The sequence below is a fragment of the Natrialba chahannaoensis JCM 10990 genome, assembly GCF_000337135.1.
In the GTDB taxonomy this organism is placed as follows: domain Archaea; phylum Halobacteriota; class Halobacteria; order Halobacteriales; family Natrialbaceae; genus Natrialba; species Natrialba chahannaoensis.
In genome coordinates this window covers 1-19,375 of record NZ_AOIN01000036.1, presented here as the reverse complement: position 1 = coordinate 19,375, position 19,375 = coordinate 1, and the positions used below count along the sequence as shown (strand labels likewise).

17 protein-coding genes and 1 pseudogene are annotated in these 19,375 nt (G+C 60.9%); 10 read left to right on the top strand and 8 right to left on the bottom strand.

Annotation, left to right across the window (positions count from 1 at the left end):
- Window positions 1-153 precede the first annotated feature (153 nt).
- Window positions 154-2,289: a S9 family peptidase gene (locus tag C482_RS05080; protein ID WP_006166403.1), complete on the bottom strand. Its 2,136-nt coding sequence runs from the start codon at window positions 2,287-2,289 to the stop codon at window positions 154-156.
- A 207-nt stretch (window positions 2,290-2,496) separates the two neighbouring features.
- On the opposite strand from C482_RS05080, the gene C482_RS05075 reads away from it, so the two are divergent.
- The 4 genes from C482_RS05075 to C482_RS05060 all read left to right on the top strand — a co-directional run bounded on the left by C482_RS05075 (window position 2,497) and on the right by C482_RS05060 (window position 7,734).
- A complete protein-coding gene (locus tag C482_RS05075; RefSeq protein WP_006166402.1) occupies window positions 2,497-3,444 on the top strand; it encodes a TAXI family TRAP transporter solute-binding subunit in 948 nt (315 codons plus the stop codon).
- 51 nt (window positions 3,445-3,495) lie between these two features.
- Window positions 3,496-4,026 (top strand): DUF1850 domain-containing protein, encoded by a 531-nt coding sequence (locus C482_RS05070; protein WP_006166401.1) that lies wholly within the window; start codon window positions 3,496-3,498, stop codon window positions 4,024-4,026.
- A gap of 69 nt (window positions 4,027-4,095) precedes the next feature.
- Complete coding sequence (locus tag C482_RS05065; protein ID WP_006166400.1) at window positions 4,096-6,804, top strand: TRAP transporter permease; 2,709 nt, start codon at window positions 4,096-4,098, stop codon at window positions 6,802-6,804.
- Between the two features lie 78 nt (window positions 6,805-6,882).
- Window positions 6,883-7,734 carry a hypothetical protein gene (locus C482_RS05060; RefSeq protein ID WP_049896493.1) on the top strand — a complete coding sequence of 284 codons (852 nt, stop codon included), beginning with the start codon at window positions 6,883-6,885 and terminating at the stop codon, window positions 7,732-7,734.
- 8 nt (window positions 7,735-7,742) lie between these two features.
- Here the strand turns inward: C482_RS05060 and C482_RS05055 are convergent, their stop codons facing one another.
- Both C482_RS05055 and C482_RS05050 read right to left on the bottom strand, forming a co-directional pair.
- Complete coding sequence (locus C482_RS05055) at window positions 7,743-8,357, bottom strand: IMPACT family protein (RefSeq protein WP_006166398.1); 615 nt, start codon at window positions 8,355-8,357, stop codon at window positions 7,743-7,745.
- Between the two features lie 28 nt (window positions 8,358-8,385).
- On the bottom strand, window positions 8,386-8,889 hold the full coding sequence (locus tag C482_RS05050; protein WP_006166397.1) for an amino acid-binding ACT domain-containing protein: 504 nt from the start codon (window positions 8,887-8,889) through the stop codon (window positions 8,386-8,388).
- 167 nt (window positions 8,890-9,056) lie between these two features.
- Between C482_RS05050 and C482_RS05045 the strand changes: the two genes are divergently transcribed.
- The gene (locus C482_RS05045; RefSeq protein ID WP_006166396.1) at window positions 9,057-9,848 is read left to right on the top strand and encodes a hypothetical protein; all 792 of its coding nucleotides are present in this window, start codon (window positions 9,057-9,059) and stop codon (window positions 9,846-9,848) included.
- 53 nt (window positions 9,849-9,901) lie between these two features.
- Here C482_RS05045 and hisB read toward each other — a convergent pair whose 3' ends face one another.
- Window positions 9,902-10,501 (bottom strand): imidazoleglycerol-phosphate dehydratase HisB, encoded by a 600-nt coding sequence (gene hisB / locus C482_RS05040; protein ID WP_006166395.1) that lies wholly within the window; start codon window positions 10,499-10,501, stop codon window positions 9,902-9,904.
- Between the two features lie 373 nt (window positions 10,502-10,874).
- Between hisB and C482_RS05035 the strand changes: the two genes are divergently transcribed.
- Complete coding sequence (locus tag C482_RS05035) at window positions 10,875-11,159, top strand: hypothetical protein (RefSeq protein WP_049896492.1); 285 nt, start codon at window positions 10,875-10,877, stop codon at window positions 11,157-11,159.
- 288 nt (window positions 11,160-11,447) lie between these two features.
- Complete coding sequence (locus C482_RS05030; RefSeq protein WP_006166393.1) at window positions 11,448-12,977, top strand: TrkH family potassium uptake protein; 1,530 nt, start codon at window positions 11,448-11,450, stop codon at window positions 12,975-12,977.
- An 8-nt stretch (window positions 12,978-12,985) separates the two neighbouring features.
- Here the strand turns inward: C482_RS05030 and hisA are convergent, their stop codons facing one another.
- Window positions 12,986-13,807 (bottom strand): 1-(5-phosphoribosyl)-5-[(5-phosphoribosylamino)methylideneamino]imidazole-4-carboxamide isomerase, encoded by an 822-nt coding sequence (gene hisA / locus C482_RS05025; protein WP_006166392.1) that lies wholly within the window; start codon window positions 13,805-13,807, stop codon window positions 12,986-12,988.
- Between the two features lie 259 nt (window positions 13,808-14,066).
- Here hisA and C482_RS05020 point away from each other — a divergent pair, with 259 nt between their 5' ends.
- Window positions 14,067-15,248 (top strand): inorganic phosphate transporter, encoded by a 1,182-nt coding sequence (locus C482_RS05020; protein ID WP_006166391.1) that lies wholly within the window; start codon window positions 14,067-14,069, stop codon window positions 15,246-15,248.
- A 38-nt stretch (window positions 15,249-15,286) separates the two neighbouring features.
- The gene (locus C482_RS05015; RefSeq protein ID WP_006166390.1) at window positions 15,287-15,715 is read left to right on the top strand and encodes a universal stress protein; all 429 of its coding nucleotides are present in this window, start codon (window positions 15,287-15,289) and stop codon (window positions 15,713-15,715) included.
- 26 nt (window positions 15,716-15,741) lie between these two features.
- Here the strand turns inward: C482_RS05015 and C482_RS05010 are convergent, their stop codons facing one another.
- Entirely contained in the window at window positions 15,742-16,485 is a 744-nt protein-coding gene (locus C482_RS05010) for a hypothetical protein (RefSeq protein WP_006166389.1), read from the bottom strand.
- A gap of 263 nt (window positions 16,486-16,748) precedes the next feature.
- On the opposite strand from C482_RS05010, the gene C482_RS05005 reads away from it, so the two are divergent.
- Entirely contained in the window at window positions 16,749-17,972 is a 1,224-nt protein-coding gene (locus C482_RS05005; protein ID WP_006166388.1) for an inorganic phosphate transporter, read from the top strand.
- Window positions 17,973-18,180: 208 nt separating this feature from the next.
- On the opposite strand, the gene bioD is transcribed toward C482_RS05005, so the two are convergent.
- Both bioD and C482_RS04995 read right to left on the bottom strand, forming a co-directional pair.
- Window positions 18,181-18,870, bottom strand: a complete 690-nt coding sequence (gene bioD, locus C482_RS05000; RefSeq protein WP_006166387.1) for a dethiobiotin synthase — start codon at window positions 18,868-18,870, stop codon at window positions 18,181-18,183.
- Window positions 18,867-19,358, bottom strand: a pseudogene (locus C482_RS04995) (aminotransferase class I/II-fold pyridoxal phosphate-dependent enzyme); the annotation flags it as partial. The gene bioD and the pseudogene C482_RS04995, both read right to left, overlap by 4 nt.
- Between the last annotated feature and the right edge of the window lie 17 nt (window positions 19,359-19,375).

Genomic DNA, 19,375 nt, shown 5'->3' with positions numbered 1-19,375 from the left:
GCCTTCGGGAAGCTCCGCGACGCCCGCTGGTACAACCTCTTCGAGATGTACTCGAACTACGTCAATCCTCAACCTGGAGAAGCGGTCGTCTGAGCCGACGGCAGCAAGCTCACTTATTGGTGGCCTCCACACTCGAGTTGCAGACGATCCGTGTCACTCGTCGTCGGCGCTTGAGAGTCCCGCACCACGGTCGCGTTCGAGTGCCGGCGCGACCTCGCGGGAGTCAGCGTAGCCGTCAAACCAGCGGACGATGCGCTCGAGTCGGTCGACGACGTGTGCGGGCTCACCCGAGCGAGAGAGTTCGTGTCCCTCACGCGGATACCGGACGAGACGGGTGTCGACGCCGTGTTTCTTCAGGCCGAGGTAGAACAGTTCGGCGGTGTTCACGGGCGTGCGGTAATCTCGGTCGGAGTGGAGCACGAGCGTCGGTGTCTCGACGTTTGGCACGTGTGCGGTGGGCGACTGCTCCCAGAGGAATTCGGGTTCTTCCCAGGGCGTCGTGTCGAAGTCGCCCTCGATGAGCTTGAACGCGTCCGTCGAGCCGTAGAAACTGGTAAGGTCGTAGACGCCCCGCTGAGAGACCGCAGCCGTGAAGCGGTCCGTCTGGGTGACCGCCCACGCGGTCATGAATCCGCCGAAGCTCCCACCGGTGACGAACAGTTCGTCCTCATCGACGAACTCACGCTCACAGACCTCGTCGACGCCCGCGAGCACGTCTGTGAGCGTCACGTCTCCCCAGTCGCGTTCGATCGCCATCGCGTGCTCCTCGCCGTACCCCGTCGAGCCACGCGGGTTACACCAGAAGACGACGTAGCCCTGCGCTGCAAGCGTCTGGAACTCATGCCACATCGTCCCCGCAGTCGTCCACTGGGCGTGCGGGCCGCCGTGGATTTCGACGACGAGCGGGTAGGTTTCGTCCGGGCCGCCCGCAGCATCGGCGTCGAACTCGGGTGGAGTCAGCAACCAGCCCTGGATCTGGTCGCGCTCGCCGTCGCCATCCTCAGTACCGGCGTCACCGCTTTCGAACCAAATCTCCTCCGGCTGGCGCACCGCCCGATCCGAAAGGAGGTCGCCGTTGACCCGCGTCAGTCGATGTGTCTCGTTTCCGCCGCGGGTCGTCACAAAGACATCGCCGGGGTGGTCCCACTCGCTCTGGACGAGCGCGACGGCGTTGTCGCCGACCGAGAAATCCGCGACGGTGACGCCATCGCCGTAGACGCGGGTCGGCTCCTCGATGGCTTCCTCGCCGCTGTCGATGGTCGTTGGAACGTCGACCGACCAGAGCACTCGCGATCCCTCGTCTGGCGTCGTAAAGTACAGTGACTCGCCGTCGGGTGCCCACGTGAAGTCACACCGATGGCCAATCGTCCGATCGATCGACGCTGTCGGCGTCGTCTCCGTGCCAGTCTCGCGGTCGTGCACACGAACGTCGGTCTGTCGCATCGAAGACTGCTTTTCGGGCGTGAATTCGACGGCGACCCGACCATCCGTCGTCGCCTCCAGTTCCGTCACCCAGCCCGTCGTCTGCGTAAAGGCCGTGGCCTCGTCGTGCTCGAGGTCGTGCTCGTACAGGTCATACGTGAGCGAGTCGTCAGGATTGGCACCTTCTTCGGCACGCTTGACCGCATAGTAGACCGTCTCGTCGTCGCCCCAGGTCGCCCCACTGTGGTCCTCGTCACCGTCAGTGAGCCGTTCGATCACGTCCGTCTCCGCCGGGTCAGATGGATCGGACTCGAGTGCAGCCTCGATATCGAGGACGTAGGCGTGACTCCGCCGGCCGTCCATGTACTCCGTGCTGGCGCGGTAGATCATGCGGTCGATAACGCGCGGATCGGGTGTCTCGGGCTCGTATTCGGGGTCGACGGCGAGGTCGCGCCCTTCCTCGCGGTCGTCGGCGGTGACCTGTTGGGTGAACAGGAGACGGCTGCCGTCGGGACTCCACTCAAGGCCGGTGATGCCGCCGACAACGGACGTGAGTTTGCGGGCTTCACCACCGGCCGTTGTAGGGAGCACCCAGATTTGTTGACGGTCGTCGTCCTCGCCACGGGTGCTGGCGAACGCGAGGCGGTCGCCGTCGGGGCTCCAGCGGGGCTGGCTGTCGACGCCCTCGTTGATGGTGAGCTGTGTGGGCTCGTCACCGCCGACGGGGACGACGTGGATGGACGCCTCGGAGGACTCCTCGTCTTCGGGGAGCTGTTCGACGTATGCGACACGCTCGCCGCCTGGCGAGAGCTGTGGGTCCGAAACCTGCCGCAGGTTGTAGAAGTCGGTCGCTGTAATGGTGTTCATATGCGCTGTCACCGAGTGAACGGTGAAAGACGTTTGTGTTCCGGAATGTGGTGTGGGAATAATGGGTGACAGTTCGATCAGACGGTAAAACTAGTGCCAATAACCAGTGGTGTCGACTAGTGGATATTGTCAAAATAAAAACTCTTCTGAATGAAATAGTAAATAGTTTCGAAGCCTATATTAGAAAACGTTGGGTAACTCAGCGTTATGGTACGAGATTTAAACCGGCGCGAGTTCGTCGTAGCAAGCGGGGTTGCTGGAATTACCGGGTTAGCCGGTTGTCTCGGGGACGAGGACGAGAGTCAACTTTCCTGGCACGCCGGCGGGGAGAGTGGAACCTACTACCCACTCTCTGGTGACTTCAAATCGATCGTCGACGAGGAAACAGAGTATTCCCTGCAGGTCCAGACAACCGGTGCGAGCCTCGAGAACGTCGGCAGTCTCGGGAGCGGGGACGCCGACTTCGCACTCATTCAGAACGACATCGCCCACTTCGCCTACAACGGGACCGGAATCGACCAACTCGAGGGCAACGAGATTACCACTCTCCGGGGCGTCGCGACGCTGTATCCGGAGACGATTCACGTCATCACTCAGGCCGGCTCAGGGATCGAGACCATCGGCGATCTCGACGGCCAGACGATAAACACCGGCGACGCGGGCAGCGGCACGCAGGTCAACGCCCTGCAGATCCTCGAAACCGCTGGGATCGAGGAAGATGACTTCACCGAGCAAAACACCGACTTCGGGACAGCCGCTGACCAGATTCGCGACGGCGATGTCGATGCGGCGTTCGTCGTCGGCGGATGGCCGGTCGGATCGATCCAGAACTTGGACTCGAGTGAGGACATCTCGCTCGTCGAAATCGCGAGCGAAACACGCGAGGATGTTATGGCGGAGGCCGAGTGGTTCGCTGAGGACACTATCCCCGGCGGAACGTACGACGGCATCGGTGACGACGTCGAGACTGTGTCGGTTCAGGCGATGATCGCGACGCACGCAGACCAGGACGAGGAGGTCGTCGAAACGGTCACCGAGACGATCTTCGAGAACCTCGATCAGATCTCGCGGAAAGAAGAATTCATCGACATCGAGTCGGCACAGGATGGGATGCCGATCGATCTGCACCCAGGTGCAGCCGCGTACTTCGAATAACGAAGTCGAACGACTACCGCGCATACGATAGCGCACAGCCAGAACGATACAGTGGCCCGAACGACTCGTCGACGCACACTCACCACAATCGGCGTTCTTTTCCTCGTCGCAGCAACAGCAATCATGGTTGTCTCGATGGCAGGAGTAGGGTCCGGGCTGAACTCGGATGCCGACACCCGAACGCTCATCGTCAGCGACGCCGAAACCGGCGAAACGATCATCGAGGAGTCGGTCGAAGACGGTACCACCGTCTCTCTGGAGTACACCCATAGCGTCGAAAAGACCCCTATACAGGACGTGTACACCGTTGATGGGACATCTCTTCGAATGGTGCGGACAGTGTTTCACTCTCACGGAGCTGGCTTGCCGACCGATTCAACCATCAAAACGACCGAGAATGGATTCGTCCTCCCGGTTAACAAATCGACTGAGGAACTCGTCGTCCAGCCTGGTTCGATCGCCGGACACGAACTCGTCGTTGGCGAGGAGCAGTACGATCTCGTCGCTCGGTCAGACGGTGCGGTTATCCTCTCGGTTACTGATCGACCGAGATGGGTTCGTGTACTACCCGATCTGTGGTAACGAGAATACAACGACAGGAACTCGATCGACCAACCCGACGGCTCTCTCCCCCACTCGCGAAGACATACTATGAGTAAGGATATCCACGATTCGGACACGCTCTCAGACGACGAACAGGAAGAACTCCTCCAGGAGATCGAGCGCCAGCGAAGCCACCGTGGCCTGCTCGCTGGACTCGTCGCACTGATCGCCATCGCGTTTTCGGCGTTTCAGCTCTGGATCGCCGCGTACAGCTACCAGTTTACCCTACCGATTCCCATTGTCGGAACGATCGACCTTGGGTCGCTCCAGCAGCTGCAAGTCAACACGATCCACGTGACGTTCGCGTTGATTCTCGCGTTCCTCCTGTTTCCGGCGAGCCGTGGGAACGGCTTCGTCGCGAGACGTGCGGCGACAGTCGAGCCCGCCGTCAGGAACCGATTCGGCCCCGACAGTGTCCTGACTCGAGCCGTCGAACGGCTCGGCGACGGCGTGCGCTGGGCTGTCCTTGATCCCGATTTGGAACGGGTAGTGCCGCTTGACATCTTGCTGATCGGACTCACCGCGCTTCCGGTGGCCTACACCGTCGGAGAGTACGACGAAATACAGGGCATGGCGTTCATGGGGATCGATTCGGCGCGGCCGGTATACGAGGTCTATCCGGTCCTTGAGCCGGTCCTGGCACCGCTGGCCACAATCGGACTCCCAGTCGATGTCTCGTACGCCTTTCTGATGGGTGTTCTCGGCATTCTGCTGGTACTCGAGGCGACTCGGCGAACGCTTGGGTTGTTGCTCATGTCGCTCGTCTCCCTCTTTATCATCTACGCTCGCTGGGGGTACCTTGTGCCAAGCGATTCTGCAATCGGTGCGCTCTCGATTCCGAGCGAAAGCTGGGGGAACATCATCTACAACCTCTGGTACATCACCGAGGCAGGAGTCATGAGCACGCCAGTGACCGTCAGCGTCCGCTTTATCTTCATCTTCATCCTCTTCGGCGCATTCCTCGAGATGAGCGGTGCGGGTAAGTGGTTCATCGACTTGGCCTATTCGCTGACCGGTACCAGAAAGGGCGGTCCCGCCAAGGCAGGCGTGGTCTCGAGCGGGTTCATGGGCATGCTCTCGGGGTCGTCGATTGCGAACACTGTCACGACCGGCGCGTTCACGATTCCGCTGATGAAGCGTGCGGGATACTCCCCCTCGTTCTCTGGGGCCGTCGAATCGTCAGCCTCCTCGGGCGGACAGATGCTCCCGCCAGTGATGGGCGCAGCGGCGTTCCTCATTGTCGAGTACACGGGGATTCCGTATCCGGACGTCATCATTGGCGCGACACTCCCTGCGCTCGCGTTCTTCTTTGGGATGCTGGTCATGGTCCACTTCGAGGCTGTTCAGGGTGGTATCGGTGGCCTTGCGAGAAGCGAACTGCCGGACACGCTCACCAAGCTTCGCAGTGGATGGTTCTACCTCATCCCGATCGGACTCCTCCTGTACTTCCTCGTCATCGCCCGCTTCTCGATCAATCGAGCTGGCTGGTACTCGATTGTTGCCGTTGTCGCCCTGCTTGCCGTCATCACCGCCTACAACGAGCGAACGCGTGTGCCGTTGCTGGGAACGATCACAGCCATCTACGTCGCACACGCAGTGGCGTACGCGGTCATCGGCTCGGGACTCGTTGAGACACTCTCGGTCATACTTGGTTCCGGAACCGCCGGCGAGCCGTACGGACTCACACAGGCCGCGACTGCGGCAGCCGCCGACCTCGGGACGATCGCGGTGCTCGTCAGCGTCGCCTTCCTGCTTGCACAGCCGCGTGCGGACGCGCCGCTCGTAGAGTTTGACGAAGAGGTGGACGAGACCGCACAACACAGCGCCACTGTTCTCGGTCGACCACACCTTGCGTCACGGTCGGCCTTCCGATACGCAACGTTCGTCCTCAAATCGATGGACAGCGGTGCCCGAACCGCGACAACAGTCGTCGTGGCCGTCGCCGCTGCAGGCGTCGTTCCCGGTGTCATCAGCGTTTCCGGGCTTGGACCGAACCTCGCACAGCTCATCGACGCCGTTAGCGGCGGCTCGATGCTGATCTTGCTCTCACTGACTGGGATTGCCGCCGTCATCTTCGGCATGGGGATGCCGACAACCGCGATGTACATTATCCTGATCGCGATGTTGGAAACGCCACTTCAGGAAACTGGAATGGCAATCCTTGCTGCGCACCTGTTCATCCTCTATTTCGGGCTGATGGCAGACGTTACGCCGCCGGTCGCCGTCGCCGCGTTCGCCGGTGCGGGGGTCGCCAAGGCCGATGAGTTCAAGACCGCGACGACCGCGTTCTTGCTCTCGCTGAACAAGATCCTGGTTCCGTTCGCGTTCGTCTTCTCGCCCGGTATCCTCTTGCTTCGAGAGGGACCAGAGGAGTGGTATGTGATCGGACTGGCGGACGTCACCGATCTCGGGTACTTCGTGCCGGAAGTCCTCGTCCCAGTAGCCGGCATGTTCCTCGGCATCTACGCACTCGGCGTAACGATCATTGGGTGCCAGTACTCGCCGGTAAATCAGACGGCACGGTCGCTGTACGCTGTGGCGTCCATCCTGCTGATGGTGCCGGAAATCCCGCTGCTCATTCTTGAAGGCCTGGTCGCCGTGGCGGGCATCCACATGTCGATGACGAGTTTCGCAATCACCGGCTCGCTTCGCGTGTTCGGTCTGGCAATGCTCGTCATCCTCACGAACCAGAACCGCTCACGCGCCAGAACAGTGAGCGACAACGAGCGCTCGACACCCGCCGCCGGCGACGCCTGACCAAGACGAGACAGGTCACCCATATCCCATATTCTATATCTATATCTATACCTAACCGATATTCACAGACACGACGACATGCGTACTCACGTATCCGCAACCACAGCGAACCCGACATCTGTGACGGATCAACGCGTCCTCGGCGTCTACGCTGGATCGATTCTTGCGGCGGTCGCGCTAACGGCCGCCGTAGCGACAGACTCGTCTGTCGTCGTTCTCGTCAGCGCGACAGTCGTCGGGTTCACACTCGGTTCACTCCTCGGTAGCGCTGCAATCCAGCGTGTCCCTTCCCTTCTGTCCCATCTCGGCGGACTGCGATCTCACCAAGCCATACTCTTCTTGCCGGCAGCACTGTTCGGGCTCGCCTCGCTTGCGGGACTGGGCGAGAACGCGCTCAGAATCACAACGATCGCATCGGCGAGTGTCATCGTCATCACTGGCTACGCGCTGCTAGCTGTCGCGTCGACCCGATACACGGAGACAATGACGAATGACAAACCAATCCAGACATGCCGATGGCAGCCACCACGAACGTCAAAGCTGAACGCGTTTCTCCTCGTCAATTGGCTCGGCCTTGCCGTCGTCAATGCGATCGACGGAAGCTGGTTCTCAGCACTCATCTGGAGTTGTCTCGGAACCCTGTGGCTCATCAGCGGCCTCGTCGAAGGGCGATTCCGTCTCGGCGAGATCGGAACGACTCAGATGATCCGCATTCACGAACACGGATTCGTCAAGCAACGGCCCTATACCAGCACGTTCGTCCACTGGGAAACCGTCAACCACGTCCGCCTGCGAGACGACGAACTCGTCTTCGACCGCGGCCTGTTTGACACGCGACTCGAGTGTGACTCGCTTGAGTCGCCAGAAGATGTGCGTAACACAATCGAGACACAGCTCTCGGATCGAATCACAATTCTGCCGACCTCGTGACCGATTGCTCAGGTGGACTCGAGTACCGCCCGCCCGCTGGTCGCGCTCCGGATCCGATCCCGGAACGCTTCTGCTTCGGCAACTGGCACCCGAACGTCGAAGGACACGTCAGCCTCGTACGCGGCGTCGAACTCGTAGCCCTCGCTCTCGAGAATACCACGGACAGTACCGGAGTCGTCATACTCGACGGTGATCGAGACGCGCTCGTGCGGACGCTCTTCGATGACACCCGCCTCATCGACGGCATCCTTCACCGCTCGGGAGTAGGCCCGAACGAGCCCGCCCACACCAAGGTTCGTCCCGCCATAGTAGCGCGTAACCACCACGACGCAGTTCTCGATCTCGCGCTGGGTGAGCACGTTGAGTGCCGGCTTCCCCGCCGAACTGGCTGGCTCACCGTCGTCACTCGAGTACTCCCGCAAGAGATCGCCGTCGCTGTCAGCGCGGACGCGGTAGGCGGGGACGTTGTGGGTCGCGTCGGCGTATTCGTTGCTGATCGCGTCGATGAACGCTTCGGCGTCGGAAACGGAGTTGACGGGACGGGCGTGGCCGATGAACTCGGAGCCCTGAACGATGAACTCGGCAGTCGCGGCTTCGGCGATAGTGTTGTAGGTCCGACTCACGGGTTCTGTGTGTCCTCGGTGTTCGTGTTCACTGCAGTTCGATCTTCCGGACGAACTCGAGGTCCCGAAGTTCGGTGATCGCGGTTCCCGAGATGTCCTGGTCGGTGATCAGGTACAGTCGCGGTTCGTCGGTGAATTCGGGGTCCTCACTGATCGTTTGTCGGATCGAGATGTCGTTGTCGGCGAGCGTGCCGGTCACCTGGGCGACGATTCCCTTCTGTTCGGCGTTGTCGACGGCGATCGAGAGCACCGTCAAGTTGAGTACGGGCGCGAGGTCCATCAGACTCGGCACCTGCGAGATATTCTGGAAGATGCGCCGCAGCTCGGGATCGTCGAGGATTGCGTTCGTTGTCGAGTCGACGACGCGCCGATCGACATCGATCTCGCGGGCGATGCCGGTGTTCGGGATCTCGATGCCGCCCGAGACGACGCGGCCATCGTCGTTGACCGAAAAGCCGCGCTCCAGCAGGAGCCGGATAACCGCCTGCTGGCTCGGGGACCCTTCGAACTTCTCCATGATCTCGTCGAACATTCGTTGGTGGGTATACGAGTGCCCAAGTATAATGGTCGGTGATCGACATCCGGTCGGCTCGCCGAGCCGGCGGGAGTGGGTGTGGTCCGCCCGATTCAAAGAGGCGACTGGCACCTAACGGTGTGTCTGACGGACGTTTATTACCGGCCCGCCCGCTATCGCATCCCATGCGCGCACTGCAGCACTGTGACTTCTGTGACAGCGAGGCCGCCGGTACCTTCGAGGTCTTCCCGCCCGAACTCGAGCCGACCGACGCCGAACAACAACGGGTGGTGCTCTGTCCGGTTTGCAAGGACCAGCTCGGAACGCTACTCGAGCCGCTGCTGGCTCGCCTTCGTGGCGAACCGGCTGTGGAGTCCGACGAAGGTACCGATGTGAGCGGCACTGGCGAGCGGAGTGGACAGGACAGTGAGAATAGAGACGGAAGCGAGAGCGAGAACGAGAACAAGAACAAGAATGAGAGCGAAGCCCCGTCCACAACTCGCGGAAACGAAATTACGTTCGGCGACTCAAAGGCAGTCGAGACAGCGGAGGCGTCTGCGGCCGAGGCGGGAGAAACCACGGAATCAGAGCCAGCGGCGACGCTCGAAGCAGATCGAGAACGAGAACCAGACACGGGTACCGACACAGAGCCAGCAGGAGAGTTGGAACCGGTTGCAGCGACGGAGCCAGTAACGGACGCACAACCGGACACACCGGCGACAACCGGAGAGACCGGGACAACCAAAGCCAGTACAGCCACGAATACAAGCGAGGCATCGACACCCAGCGCACCGCAGGCCTACCCCAAGGTTATCCGTCTCCTGCGAAATCGCGAGTTGCCGATGGACCGCAACGCCGTCGAATCGCTTGCTGCCGGCGCGTACGACCTCGAAGCCGAACAGGCCGAGGCAATCGTCGACCACGCACTTGAACAGAAGGAGTTCACCGAACAGGGTGGGAAGCTTCACCGCGCCTGAGACGGCGGACAGCGAGTGCTAACAGCCAACTACCGACCCTTAGCCACCAACACCTACTCCGTCAACGTCCCCTTCGTACTCGGCGCTCCCTCTCGGCGCTCGTCCACCCGCGTCGCATCGTCGAGCGACCGCGCCAGCGCCTTGAACAGCGCCTCGACCTCGTGGTGTGCGTTCTCGCCAGTCACGCCCGCGTGCAGCGTCAGCCCCGCGTTCATCGCCAGCGACTCCGCGAAGTGACGCGCCATATCGCTCGTAAATTCGCCGATCTTCCCCTGAGAAAACGCTCCGTCGAAGTAGAACCGCGGCCGCCCGCTCACGTCGACCACTACGTCCGCAACCGCCTCGTCCAGCGGCACCCGCCGATCCGCGTACCGGACGATCCCCGCGCGGTCACCGAGCGCCTCGTCGAACGCCGACCCGAGCACGATCGCCACGTCCTCCACCGTGTGGTGATCGTCGATCTCGAGATCACCATCGCACTCGAGTTCGAGGTCGAACAGGCCGTGGCGGGCGAAGGCGGTCAGCATGTGATCGAAGAAGCCGATGCCGGTGTCGACGGTGGCCGAGCCGTCGCCATCGACGGTTAGCGTGCAGTCGATCTCCGTCTCACCGGTGTCGCGCGTGACGGTGGCGCGTCGCTCGCTCGTGGTCATGTGGAAGCGATTGCGCCCTCGATACAAGGGGGTTGCGCTCGTGGCGAGCGTGTTGGCGCGAGAAACCGGAACTGGTATCTGCAGACGAGTGTCGACTTGCTCGACACGCGTGACGGTATTGGGTGCCAAGAGAATCGAGACGAGTCCGAATCGGACAGAACGAGAGACCTACTCACACCAGTGTGGACCACTGGGGATAGATGGGGTGAAATACCCTTAGATCCCTTTGTAAAACGTCTCGCGCCATTTGGAAGAGTCTAAAAGGATGGTTTTACTGTCACTACGACCGTGAAACGGATCAAAATAGTGCCAACCGTCGGGCGCTTATATGATACGTCCAGTGAATGTCGCTGATACGAAGAGGTGACCCGCGATGTCTAACTCAACGCCCAGCCCCTCCCCACTTTCGAACGAGTCCGTGCCCCCAGCGGGAACGGACGGCGACCACCAGGCAGAGTCAGCGACGAACAGTGCCCGAAACGTCCTCAAGGGATCAACACAGTTCCTGTGCTTCTGGACGGCAGTTGCGTTACCGTTCGTCTATCTTCCCTTGCTGGCACAGGGACTCGGCGACCCGCGGGCAACGCTCATCTTCCTCGGGTTGCTCGGCATCAACATCCTCACGCTGTACATCGGCCACGATTACAAGCGCAGGTGAGCCACAGCGTGTTCTGTCCGGCTGTTGTACCCGGTTGTTGTGCCTCTCTGTGCCCTGTAACATGGACACAGATCGTCAGCTATAGTAGCCACTGCGCACCTGATCGCCCGACGGCAGCGCGGTTCGGAGCGAGTGAACTGAGCGAGAACCGCGAACGTGCGATCAGTGTGTAACTAGTTGCAGTTGGTACTATAGTCAGACAGAGTCACCGAGTGCACGACATCGCCGTCACCGTCAACACCTTCCGAACCGATTATTTCCCCCCGCATCCCAGGTGTGGCTACTTGAATGAGGATTCGCGTCGACTGGCGCTCGAGTTGTAGCCTCACCGGAACGGTGCTGCGGTGGCTCTCGATCCCGCTCGCAGTGCCAGCATTGCTCGCTGTACTCGACGGCAACGACCCGGTTCCGTTCTTGGTCGCTATCGCCGTCGCAATTGCGAGTGGGCTGGCACTCGAACAGTTGAGCGAGGACCGCGAGCTCGGCCAGCGCGAGTCGTTCCTGATGGTTGCACTCACGTGGCTTGGGGTCGCGCTCGTCGGTGCGATCCCCTTCCTCTTCGCGGGAGCCGGCTCCGCTGGCGATTCCGCCTTTACCGGGCTTATCAACACCCCGATCAACGCCTTCTTCGAGAGCATGAGCGGGCTAACGACGACGGGGGCGACCGTCATGGAGACTTGGGACTTCAACAATCAGCCGCGCTCGATCTTGCTGTGGCGACAGCTCATCCAGTGGCTCGGCGGGCTCGGGATCCTGATCGTCGCAATCGGTCTGCTCTCGCACCTGATGGTCGGTGGTGCACAGCTGATGGAAACCGAGAGCCAGACGCGAAACGTTCGCAAGCTTCGGCCGCATATCTCCGAGACCGCGCGGCTCATCTGGGGGCTGTACGTCGGGCTCACGCTCCTCGCCGTCGTCGTCTTCTACGGACTGCACCTCCTGGGATTCGCGGACGGGATGGACCTATTCAACGCAGTTTCACACGCGCTGACGAGTGTGGCGACCGCCGGCTTCTCGCCGGAGGGAGACAGCATCGCCGCGTTCTCGCCGATCGTCCAATGGTCGATCATCCCGTTCATGATCCTCGGTTCGACCAACTTCGTCCTCCTCTACTACATCACGCAAGGCGAGTTCGAGCGCCCGCTGCAGTCCGAAGAACTTCGGTTCTACCTCGGTGTACTCGCCCTGTTCAGCGCGATTGTCGTCGCCATCCTCGCGTTTGACGTGGAACTCGAGATGGGCATCGAACCGACGATCCGACACGGCGTGTTCAACGTCGTCTCGCTGGTGACGACGACCGGGTATGCGAGCATGGACTTCAACCACTGGAGTCCTGGTGCGAAGCATATGCTGTTTCTCTCTATGTTCATCGGCGGGATGGCCGGGAGTACCACCTGCTCGATCAAGTCGCTGCGCTGGTTGGTCGTCCTGAAGGCGTTCAAACGAAACCTCTTCACGGCGATCCACCCCGAGGCAGTCCGTCCACTCCGAGTCAGTGGCAACGTCGTCGACGAGGAAACTGTCAACGACATCTTCGGCTACGTGCTGCTCGCCATCGTCATCTTCTTCGGCCTGACAATCCTGCTCGTCGTTGACGCCGCACGAGCCACCACCGACGTTACCGAGTTCGGCGCACTCGGTGCTGCAGCCTCGATCTTCATGAACATCGGCCCCGCGTTCGAACTCGCCGGTCCGATGGAGAACTACAACGACTTTTCAGCCTTTTCGCGCTCCGTCATGGTCATCATGATGTGGATCGGCCGAATCGAAATCGTTCCCGTCCTCGTTCTGCTGTTGCCGGCGTACTGGCGATCCTGATCGGTCGGTTACGCGTCGTCGCTGTCGGCGTCGACACCACCGTCGCGACCCTCACCATCGTCGGCCGCAGCCTTCGCCTCCGCCAGTGTGAAATTCCCCTCATACAGCGCACTTCCGACCACGGCCGCAGCCGCACCCGCCTCCTCGAGTGCCCGGATATCTGCACGCGTCGCCACGCCCCCGCTCGCGATCACCGGCACGTCGGTAGCCTCGACCAGTTCCCGGACTGGGTCCGTGGCCACGCCCTCGAGTTGCCCCTCCACGTCGACGTTGGTGAACAGGATCGCGGCAGCCCCGAGCTCCTCGTAGCGTTCGGCCGCTTCGACGGGCGAGACGCCTGCGCCTTCGGTCCAGCCCTCGACGACGACCTCGCCGTCTTTCGCGTCGAGACTGACGATCACGCTATCGGGGTGTGTCTCGCTGATTTCCGCAACGATATCGGGGTCTTGGACCGCCGCAGTGCCAAGGATAACCCGGTCCACACCGCGGTCGAGGATGTCTCGCGCGTCCGCAGCCGTTCGAATGCCGCCGCCGAGTTGGGTTGGAACATCAACGGACTCGAGTACACTCTCGATCGCGGCGGCGTTCTCGCGCTCGCCGTCGAACGCGCCGTCTAAGTCGACGAGGTGGAGCGAGTCAGCGCCGGCCTCGAGCCAGCGTGTGGCGGCGTCGACGGGGTCACCGTAAGTTTTCTCGGTGCCGCGCTCGCCCTGGACGAGCTGGACGACCTCGCCGTTCTGGATGTCGACGGCGGGGATGACGTCGAATGTGGTTGGGTTGGCGGGGTCACTCGAGTCTGTGTGAGAAGATGAGTCGTCTGCGTCAGTCATACGTGTGTGAGCGGGGCGCATCCGAGTAAAGGCGACGGTTTGCTGGTCGATGAGTCGGGTCGGGTCGGTCTGCTGCTCCTCGATAAGCTGGATCAGTCTGTTACTCCTTGATTCGTCACCGTCGTTGGCATCGCGTTTTTCTGGGGGATCTGAAATGAAGCTGTCATCTGGTACTGAGTGGAAGAAGCACAACAGACGGCACAGACGATACAGAACGGGTCCAGTACTTATTTTATCGAGATAATCGTATCTGTTGTCGATGGTAGAAACGCTTCTCGTGATCGGGATTGTTGCGTCTATCTTCGTTGGGTTCAACATTGGGGGATCGTCGACGGGAATTACGTGGGGGCCGTCCGTTGGCGCTGGGATCGTGACGAAGACAACCGCAGCCGCGATCATGACCGTCTTCGTATTTTTCGGCGGGATGACAGTCGGTCAGAACGTCATGGGAACACTCAGCGAAGATATTATCACGGTCGATCTCACGCTCTCTGCTGGTGTCGCCGTCCTCTTCTTCATCGGGCTCGGCATTCTCGTCGCCAACATCTTCGGCGTTCCTGTGCCGACGTCGATGACGACCGTCGGTGCGATCGCCGGACTCGGGCTGGCGACCGGGACGCTCAACTACGCAACGATCGCCGAAATCATCTCCTGGTGGGTCGTGACACCGATCATCGGCTTCTGGATCGGCGGCATTATCGGGCGATATCTCTACCCGTGGGTCAACCAGCGCGTCGACATCAAAAACTCTGAAGGACCGCTCCTCAGCCTCGACCGGCAGGGTGCAGTTCCGAAACCGGCGCTCGGTCCGAATACGACCACCCAGGAACTTGCAACGACGATCGTCGTCCTCATTATTGGCTGTTACATGGCGTTCAGTGCCGGCGCGAGCAACGTCCCGAACGCCGCAGCACCGTTAGTCGGTGAGGCTGGCTTAGCAGTGACCGAAGCAGTCATCATCGCAACCGTCGCAATTGGACTCGGTGGCTTTACAATCGCCCGACGGACGATGGACTCCGTCGGTGGCGAACTGAGCGATATCCCGCTGCTTGCAGCACTATTCGTGATGGTGACCGCTTCGACGATCACGACTGCGCTCTCCTATATCGGCATTCCGATCAGCCTCGTGATGGCCACCGTCATGACGATCGTCGGCATCGGGTGGGGGCGAGCCACCCGTCCGGTCACGTTCCGTGAGGCCGTTACACGCGACACCGAGGCCCAAGACCGCGAGATCGAATTGGGTGCGATCGTCGCCGAAGAACAAGAGGGCGAACAGACACCGGCGATCGGTGAGGAAGAACCCAAAGAGGTGCTCAACGCGGCTGATCTGTTCAATCCACGAGCGGTCATCAAGTACATCTCGATGTGGATCATCGGCCCATCGATGTCAACGCTGCTTGCCTACGGGTTCTTCACGCTCCTTCCAGGGGTCGCGTGAAACGAGGTTCTTAGCCACTGGCCGTCGTAGTCAAGCGCATGCTCTCGACAATCCTCGTGCCGATGGACGACTCCAAACATGCCGATCATGCACTCGAGTACGCCCTCGAAAATTTTCCCGAGGCAGACGTCACTGTCCTCCACGTTGTTGGCGTTCCGTCGATGATGATGGGTGATGCAGTGGGCCTTACACTCGAGGACAACATCAGCGAAGCAGCGGCAGAGCGCGCCGAACCGGTGTTCGACCGGGCACACGACATTGCCGACGAACGGGATCGAGAGATCAAGACGATCGTCGGTATCGGACACCCGGCGCGGAATATCGTCGACCGTGCAGATGAGTACGAGACGGTCGTTCTCGGGAGTCACGGCGAAGACTGGGACCGTGCGACACGTCGATTTCTCGTCGGGAACGTCGCCGAAACAGTATTGAAACGGTCGCCAGTGCCAGTGACAATCGTCCGCTAGGCGATTGCGTTGGCTTACGGTTCGGACTACTTGTCGACTGACTCGCCGTCAACAGACTCGCCGTCAACAGACTCGCCGTCAACAGACTCGTCGCCAACCGACTCCTCGATGAGGTCTTCGATCTCGTCCTCGCGCAAACGGCGGTCAACCCGTTCCTCGACGGCCTCGACTTTCGCCTGGACTTCTCCGACCTGCTCTTCGACCGTTTGTTCGACAGTTTCGCCAACGGTCTCTTCGACGGTTTCGCCGACGGTTTCCTCGACTGTTTCCTCGACAGTCGCCTGCACCTCTTCGACCTGTTCTTCAACCGTCTCACCCACTGTTTCTTCGACGGTTTCCTCGACAGTTTCGCCGACGGTTTCACCGACAGTTTCTTCCACAGTTTCGCCGACTGTTTGCTCGACCGTTTCACCCACTGTTTCCTCGACTGTCTCCTCGACCTGTGCCTGCACACCCTCAACCTGGCGCTCGACCGACTCGTCGACCGTCTGCTCGAGGGTTTCTTCGACCGTCTCCTCGACCTGCGTCTGGACGCCTTCGACTTGCTTCTCGACGGTTTCGCCGACGGTCTCTTCGACTGCCTGTGTCATCCAGTCCGGATCGAACCGCGCCATCTTCCAGACGACGTGGACGACGTAGGATGCGAACACACCCACACCGAACGCGATTCCGACGTTCGTCTCGACGGTTGCGATCAGAACAATCGAGAGCGCGATCAACGTACCGTACGCGAGGTCGACGGCAGCGTCGACACGAACCGGGTTTAGCATGGACGAGTAGCACCTGTCTCGTGTGACCAACGCGATATTGAAAGATTATCGATACGTCCTGGACATCGGCCAAACGGCTCACACCGCTGTACGCAGCGTTCGATAGTAATCCGACAAGGACACATATTACCCGAACGTATGGTAGCCGTCGTTGAAATTCTTTGCTTCGAAATCCGAATGACGGCGGAGCTGTTGTATCGATGACCGTCGACCAGCCGACCGAATAGGACGACTTTTAGGGTTAGCTCGTCTGAGTACACACTGTGACGGAAGTACTGCTTCTCGTAGGAATTCTCGTTGCAATTTTCGTCGGCTACAACATCGGTGGGGCGACGACAGGGCCAGCGTTCGGACCGGCAGTGGGAGCGAACGTGATCACGAAGACAATGGCCGCGGCACTCATGTCGATTTTCTTCTTCGTCGGTGCGGCGACAATCGGTCCGCAGGTCGTCGACACGCTCGGCAACGAGCTCGTCCACGACACAGGGGTGTTTACCATGCGCTCGAACGTCGCCGTTCTCTTCTTTATCGGCGGCGCACTGTTTATCGGAAACTACGTCGGCGTTCCCGCCTCAACCTCGATGACCGCCGTCGGTGCGATCGCCGCACTCGGGCTTGCGACGGGCGAACTCGCCTGGGACGTGCTCGGCCAGATCGTCATCTGGTGGGTCGTCGCTCCGATCATCGGTTTCTGGGTCGCCGGTGTGGTTGGTCGCTACTTCTACCCGCAAATCAACGAGTGGATCGCAATCGAGGCCAGCCGTGACGGTCGGGAGATGATCACCGTCGATCGGTCTGGTGTCGTCCCACGGCTCCAGTTCGGCGACGGTGCAGACCGCCGAGAGATCACGGGCGCGTTCGTCGTCGTCGGAATTGGCTGTCTGATGGGCTTTTCCTCCGAGACGAGCAATATCGCGAACGCGATTGCCCCGATTTACGGCGCAGTCGACGGAACCGGAACCGAGATTGCACTCGGCTCACTGGCGATCCCGTTTGGCATGCCCGCATTGATCGTCATTGGGTCGTTCGCCGTCGCAATCGGTTGTTTCACCATCGCGCGTCGAACGCTCGATACGCTCGGCAACGACATTACGAACCTGCCGCTAACGGCAGCGATCGTCGTCGCCGTCATCAGTTCGGTGATCGTCGTCGCGCTCTCCTGGATCGGTATTCCAGCCAGTTTCGTCGTGATCGCGACGATGAGCATTATCGGCCTCGGCTGGGGTCGTGCTACCCGAACGACGACGCTCTCCGAGGCCAGAGCAGGCGAGGAAACACGCGTCTCTGTGGGTGCCCTCACCGCCGACGAGGAAGGCGAAGCACCCCCCGAAATCGGCGAAGAAGAACCCGAGGACATCCCCACGGCCTCCGATCTGTTCAACCCATCGACGACGGCTCGGGTCATACTCATGCAGAACGTGGTCCCCGTCATCTCCACGGTCGGGGCCTTCCTCACGTTCCGATTCATACCGATATTCGGCTTCTGATCGCCTAACTCATCCGCTGGCACGCATCCAGAACGCAGTGATGTGTCACTCAGTCAGTCAACAGGTACCACACGACCACAGTACCGCCGGTGACTCACTATCCAGCTACCAACTATAGTACCAACTGCAACTAGTTACACACTGATCGCCGAGCAAGCTGGCGATCAGGTGTGCAGTGACTTGCAGTGGCTACTATACCCAACCGCAGTCACCGCCTAGCAGACAGTACCCCCGCTTCCACACAGAGTTCCACAACGCGAGTACCGAGTTCACGAACCGACTCCGGGTCCTCGGATGATACTTCCGGAAGGGTCCGAACCGGGCAGGCACACAACCGTTCCAGTTCGGCGGGGTTCGTCCGCTCGGCGACGGAGCGTGGCTGGGACGGGTATCGATTCAGCACGACCCCGACGACCGGCACGTCTCTCGCACGAAGTGCCTCGACGGTCAACGTCGTGTGATTCAGCGTTCCCAATCCGGGGCGGGAAACGATCAGTGTCGGGAACTCGAGTGCAGCGACGAGGTCGATGATTTCGCGTTGCGGGTCGGTCGAGAGCGGCACGCGAACACCGCCGGCACCCTCGATCACGCCGACTGAAGCGTTCTCGAGTTCGTGCTGGATGTCTTCGAGGAGTGAATCGAAGGCAAGTTCGTCGCCACTCCGTCGTGCCGCGACGGCAGGAGCGAGCGGCTCCCCGAAGGTTCGGAGTCGAGTGGCAGCCGAGTCGTCACCGCAGATCCGCTGGACGTACCCGGCGTCGTCGTCCGCTGGAAACCCGGTTTGGGCGGGTTTGATGGCTCGTGCGTCCCGTCCGCTGTGACGGAGGTGTGCGACGAGTCCTGCCGTAACGACTGTTTTGCCGACGCCAGTATCGGTACCGACGACGGCGAGTGTCACGGGCGACCCCCCGCCATCGACGCTGCACCGAAGGCTGCCAGACACTGTTCGAGTTCGTCGTCAGTGTGTGTCGCTCGCGGTGCGAGCCGGATTCGACTCGTTCCGTCCGGCACTGTCGGTGGTCGTATCGCCGGTGCGGCGATGCCGTGTGCTGCGAGTTGATCCGCCAACTCAACTGCCACCTCACGGTCGCCAACGATCACCGGGAGGATGTGTGTCTCGCCCGCCACCTCGTAGCCGTGCGACTCGAGTCCCGTTCGCAATCGCTCGACAGCACGCCAGAGTGCATCGCGCCGGTCTGGTGCGAGCGCCAGCGCGCGCTCGGCGGCAGTGGCTGCCGGTGGCGCAAGCCCAGTCGAAAACACGAACGATCGGGCAGCGTTGAGCAGGTACTCGATACACGGCTGGGAACCGGCCACGAACCCGCCCTGTGAACCGAGCGCTTTCGAGAGCGTCCCGAGTTGGATCTGGACGCGGTCTTCGATCCCTGTCTCTTATACACATC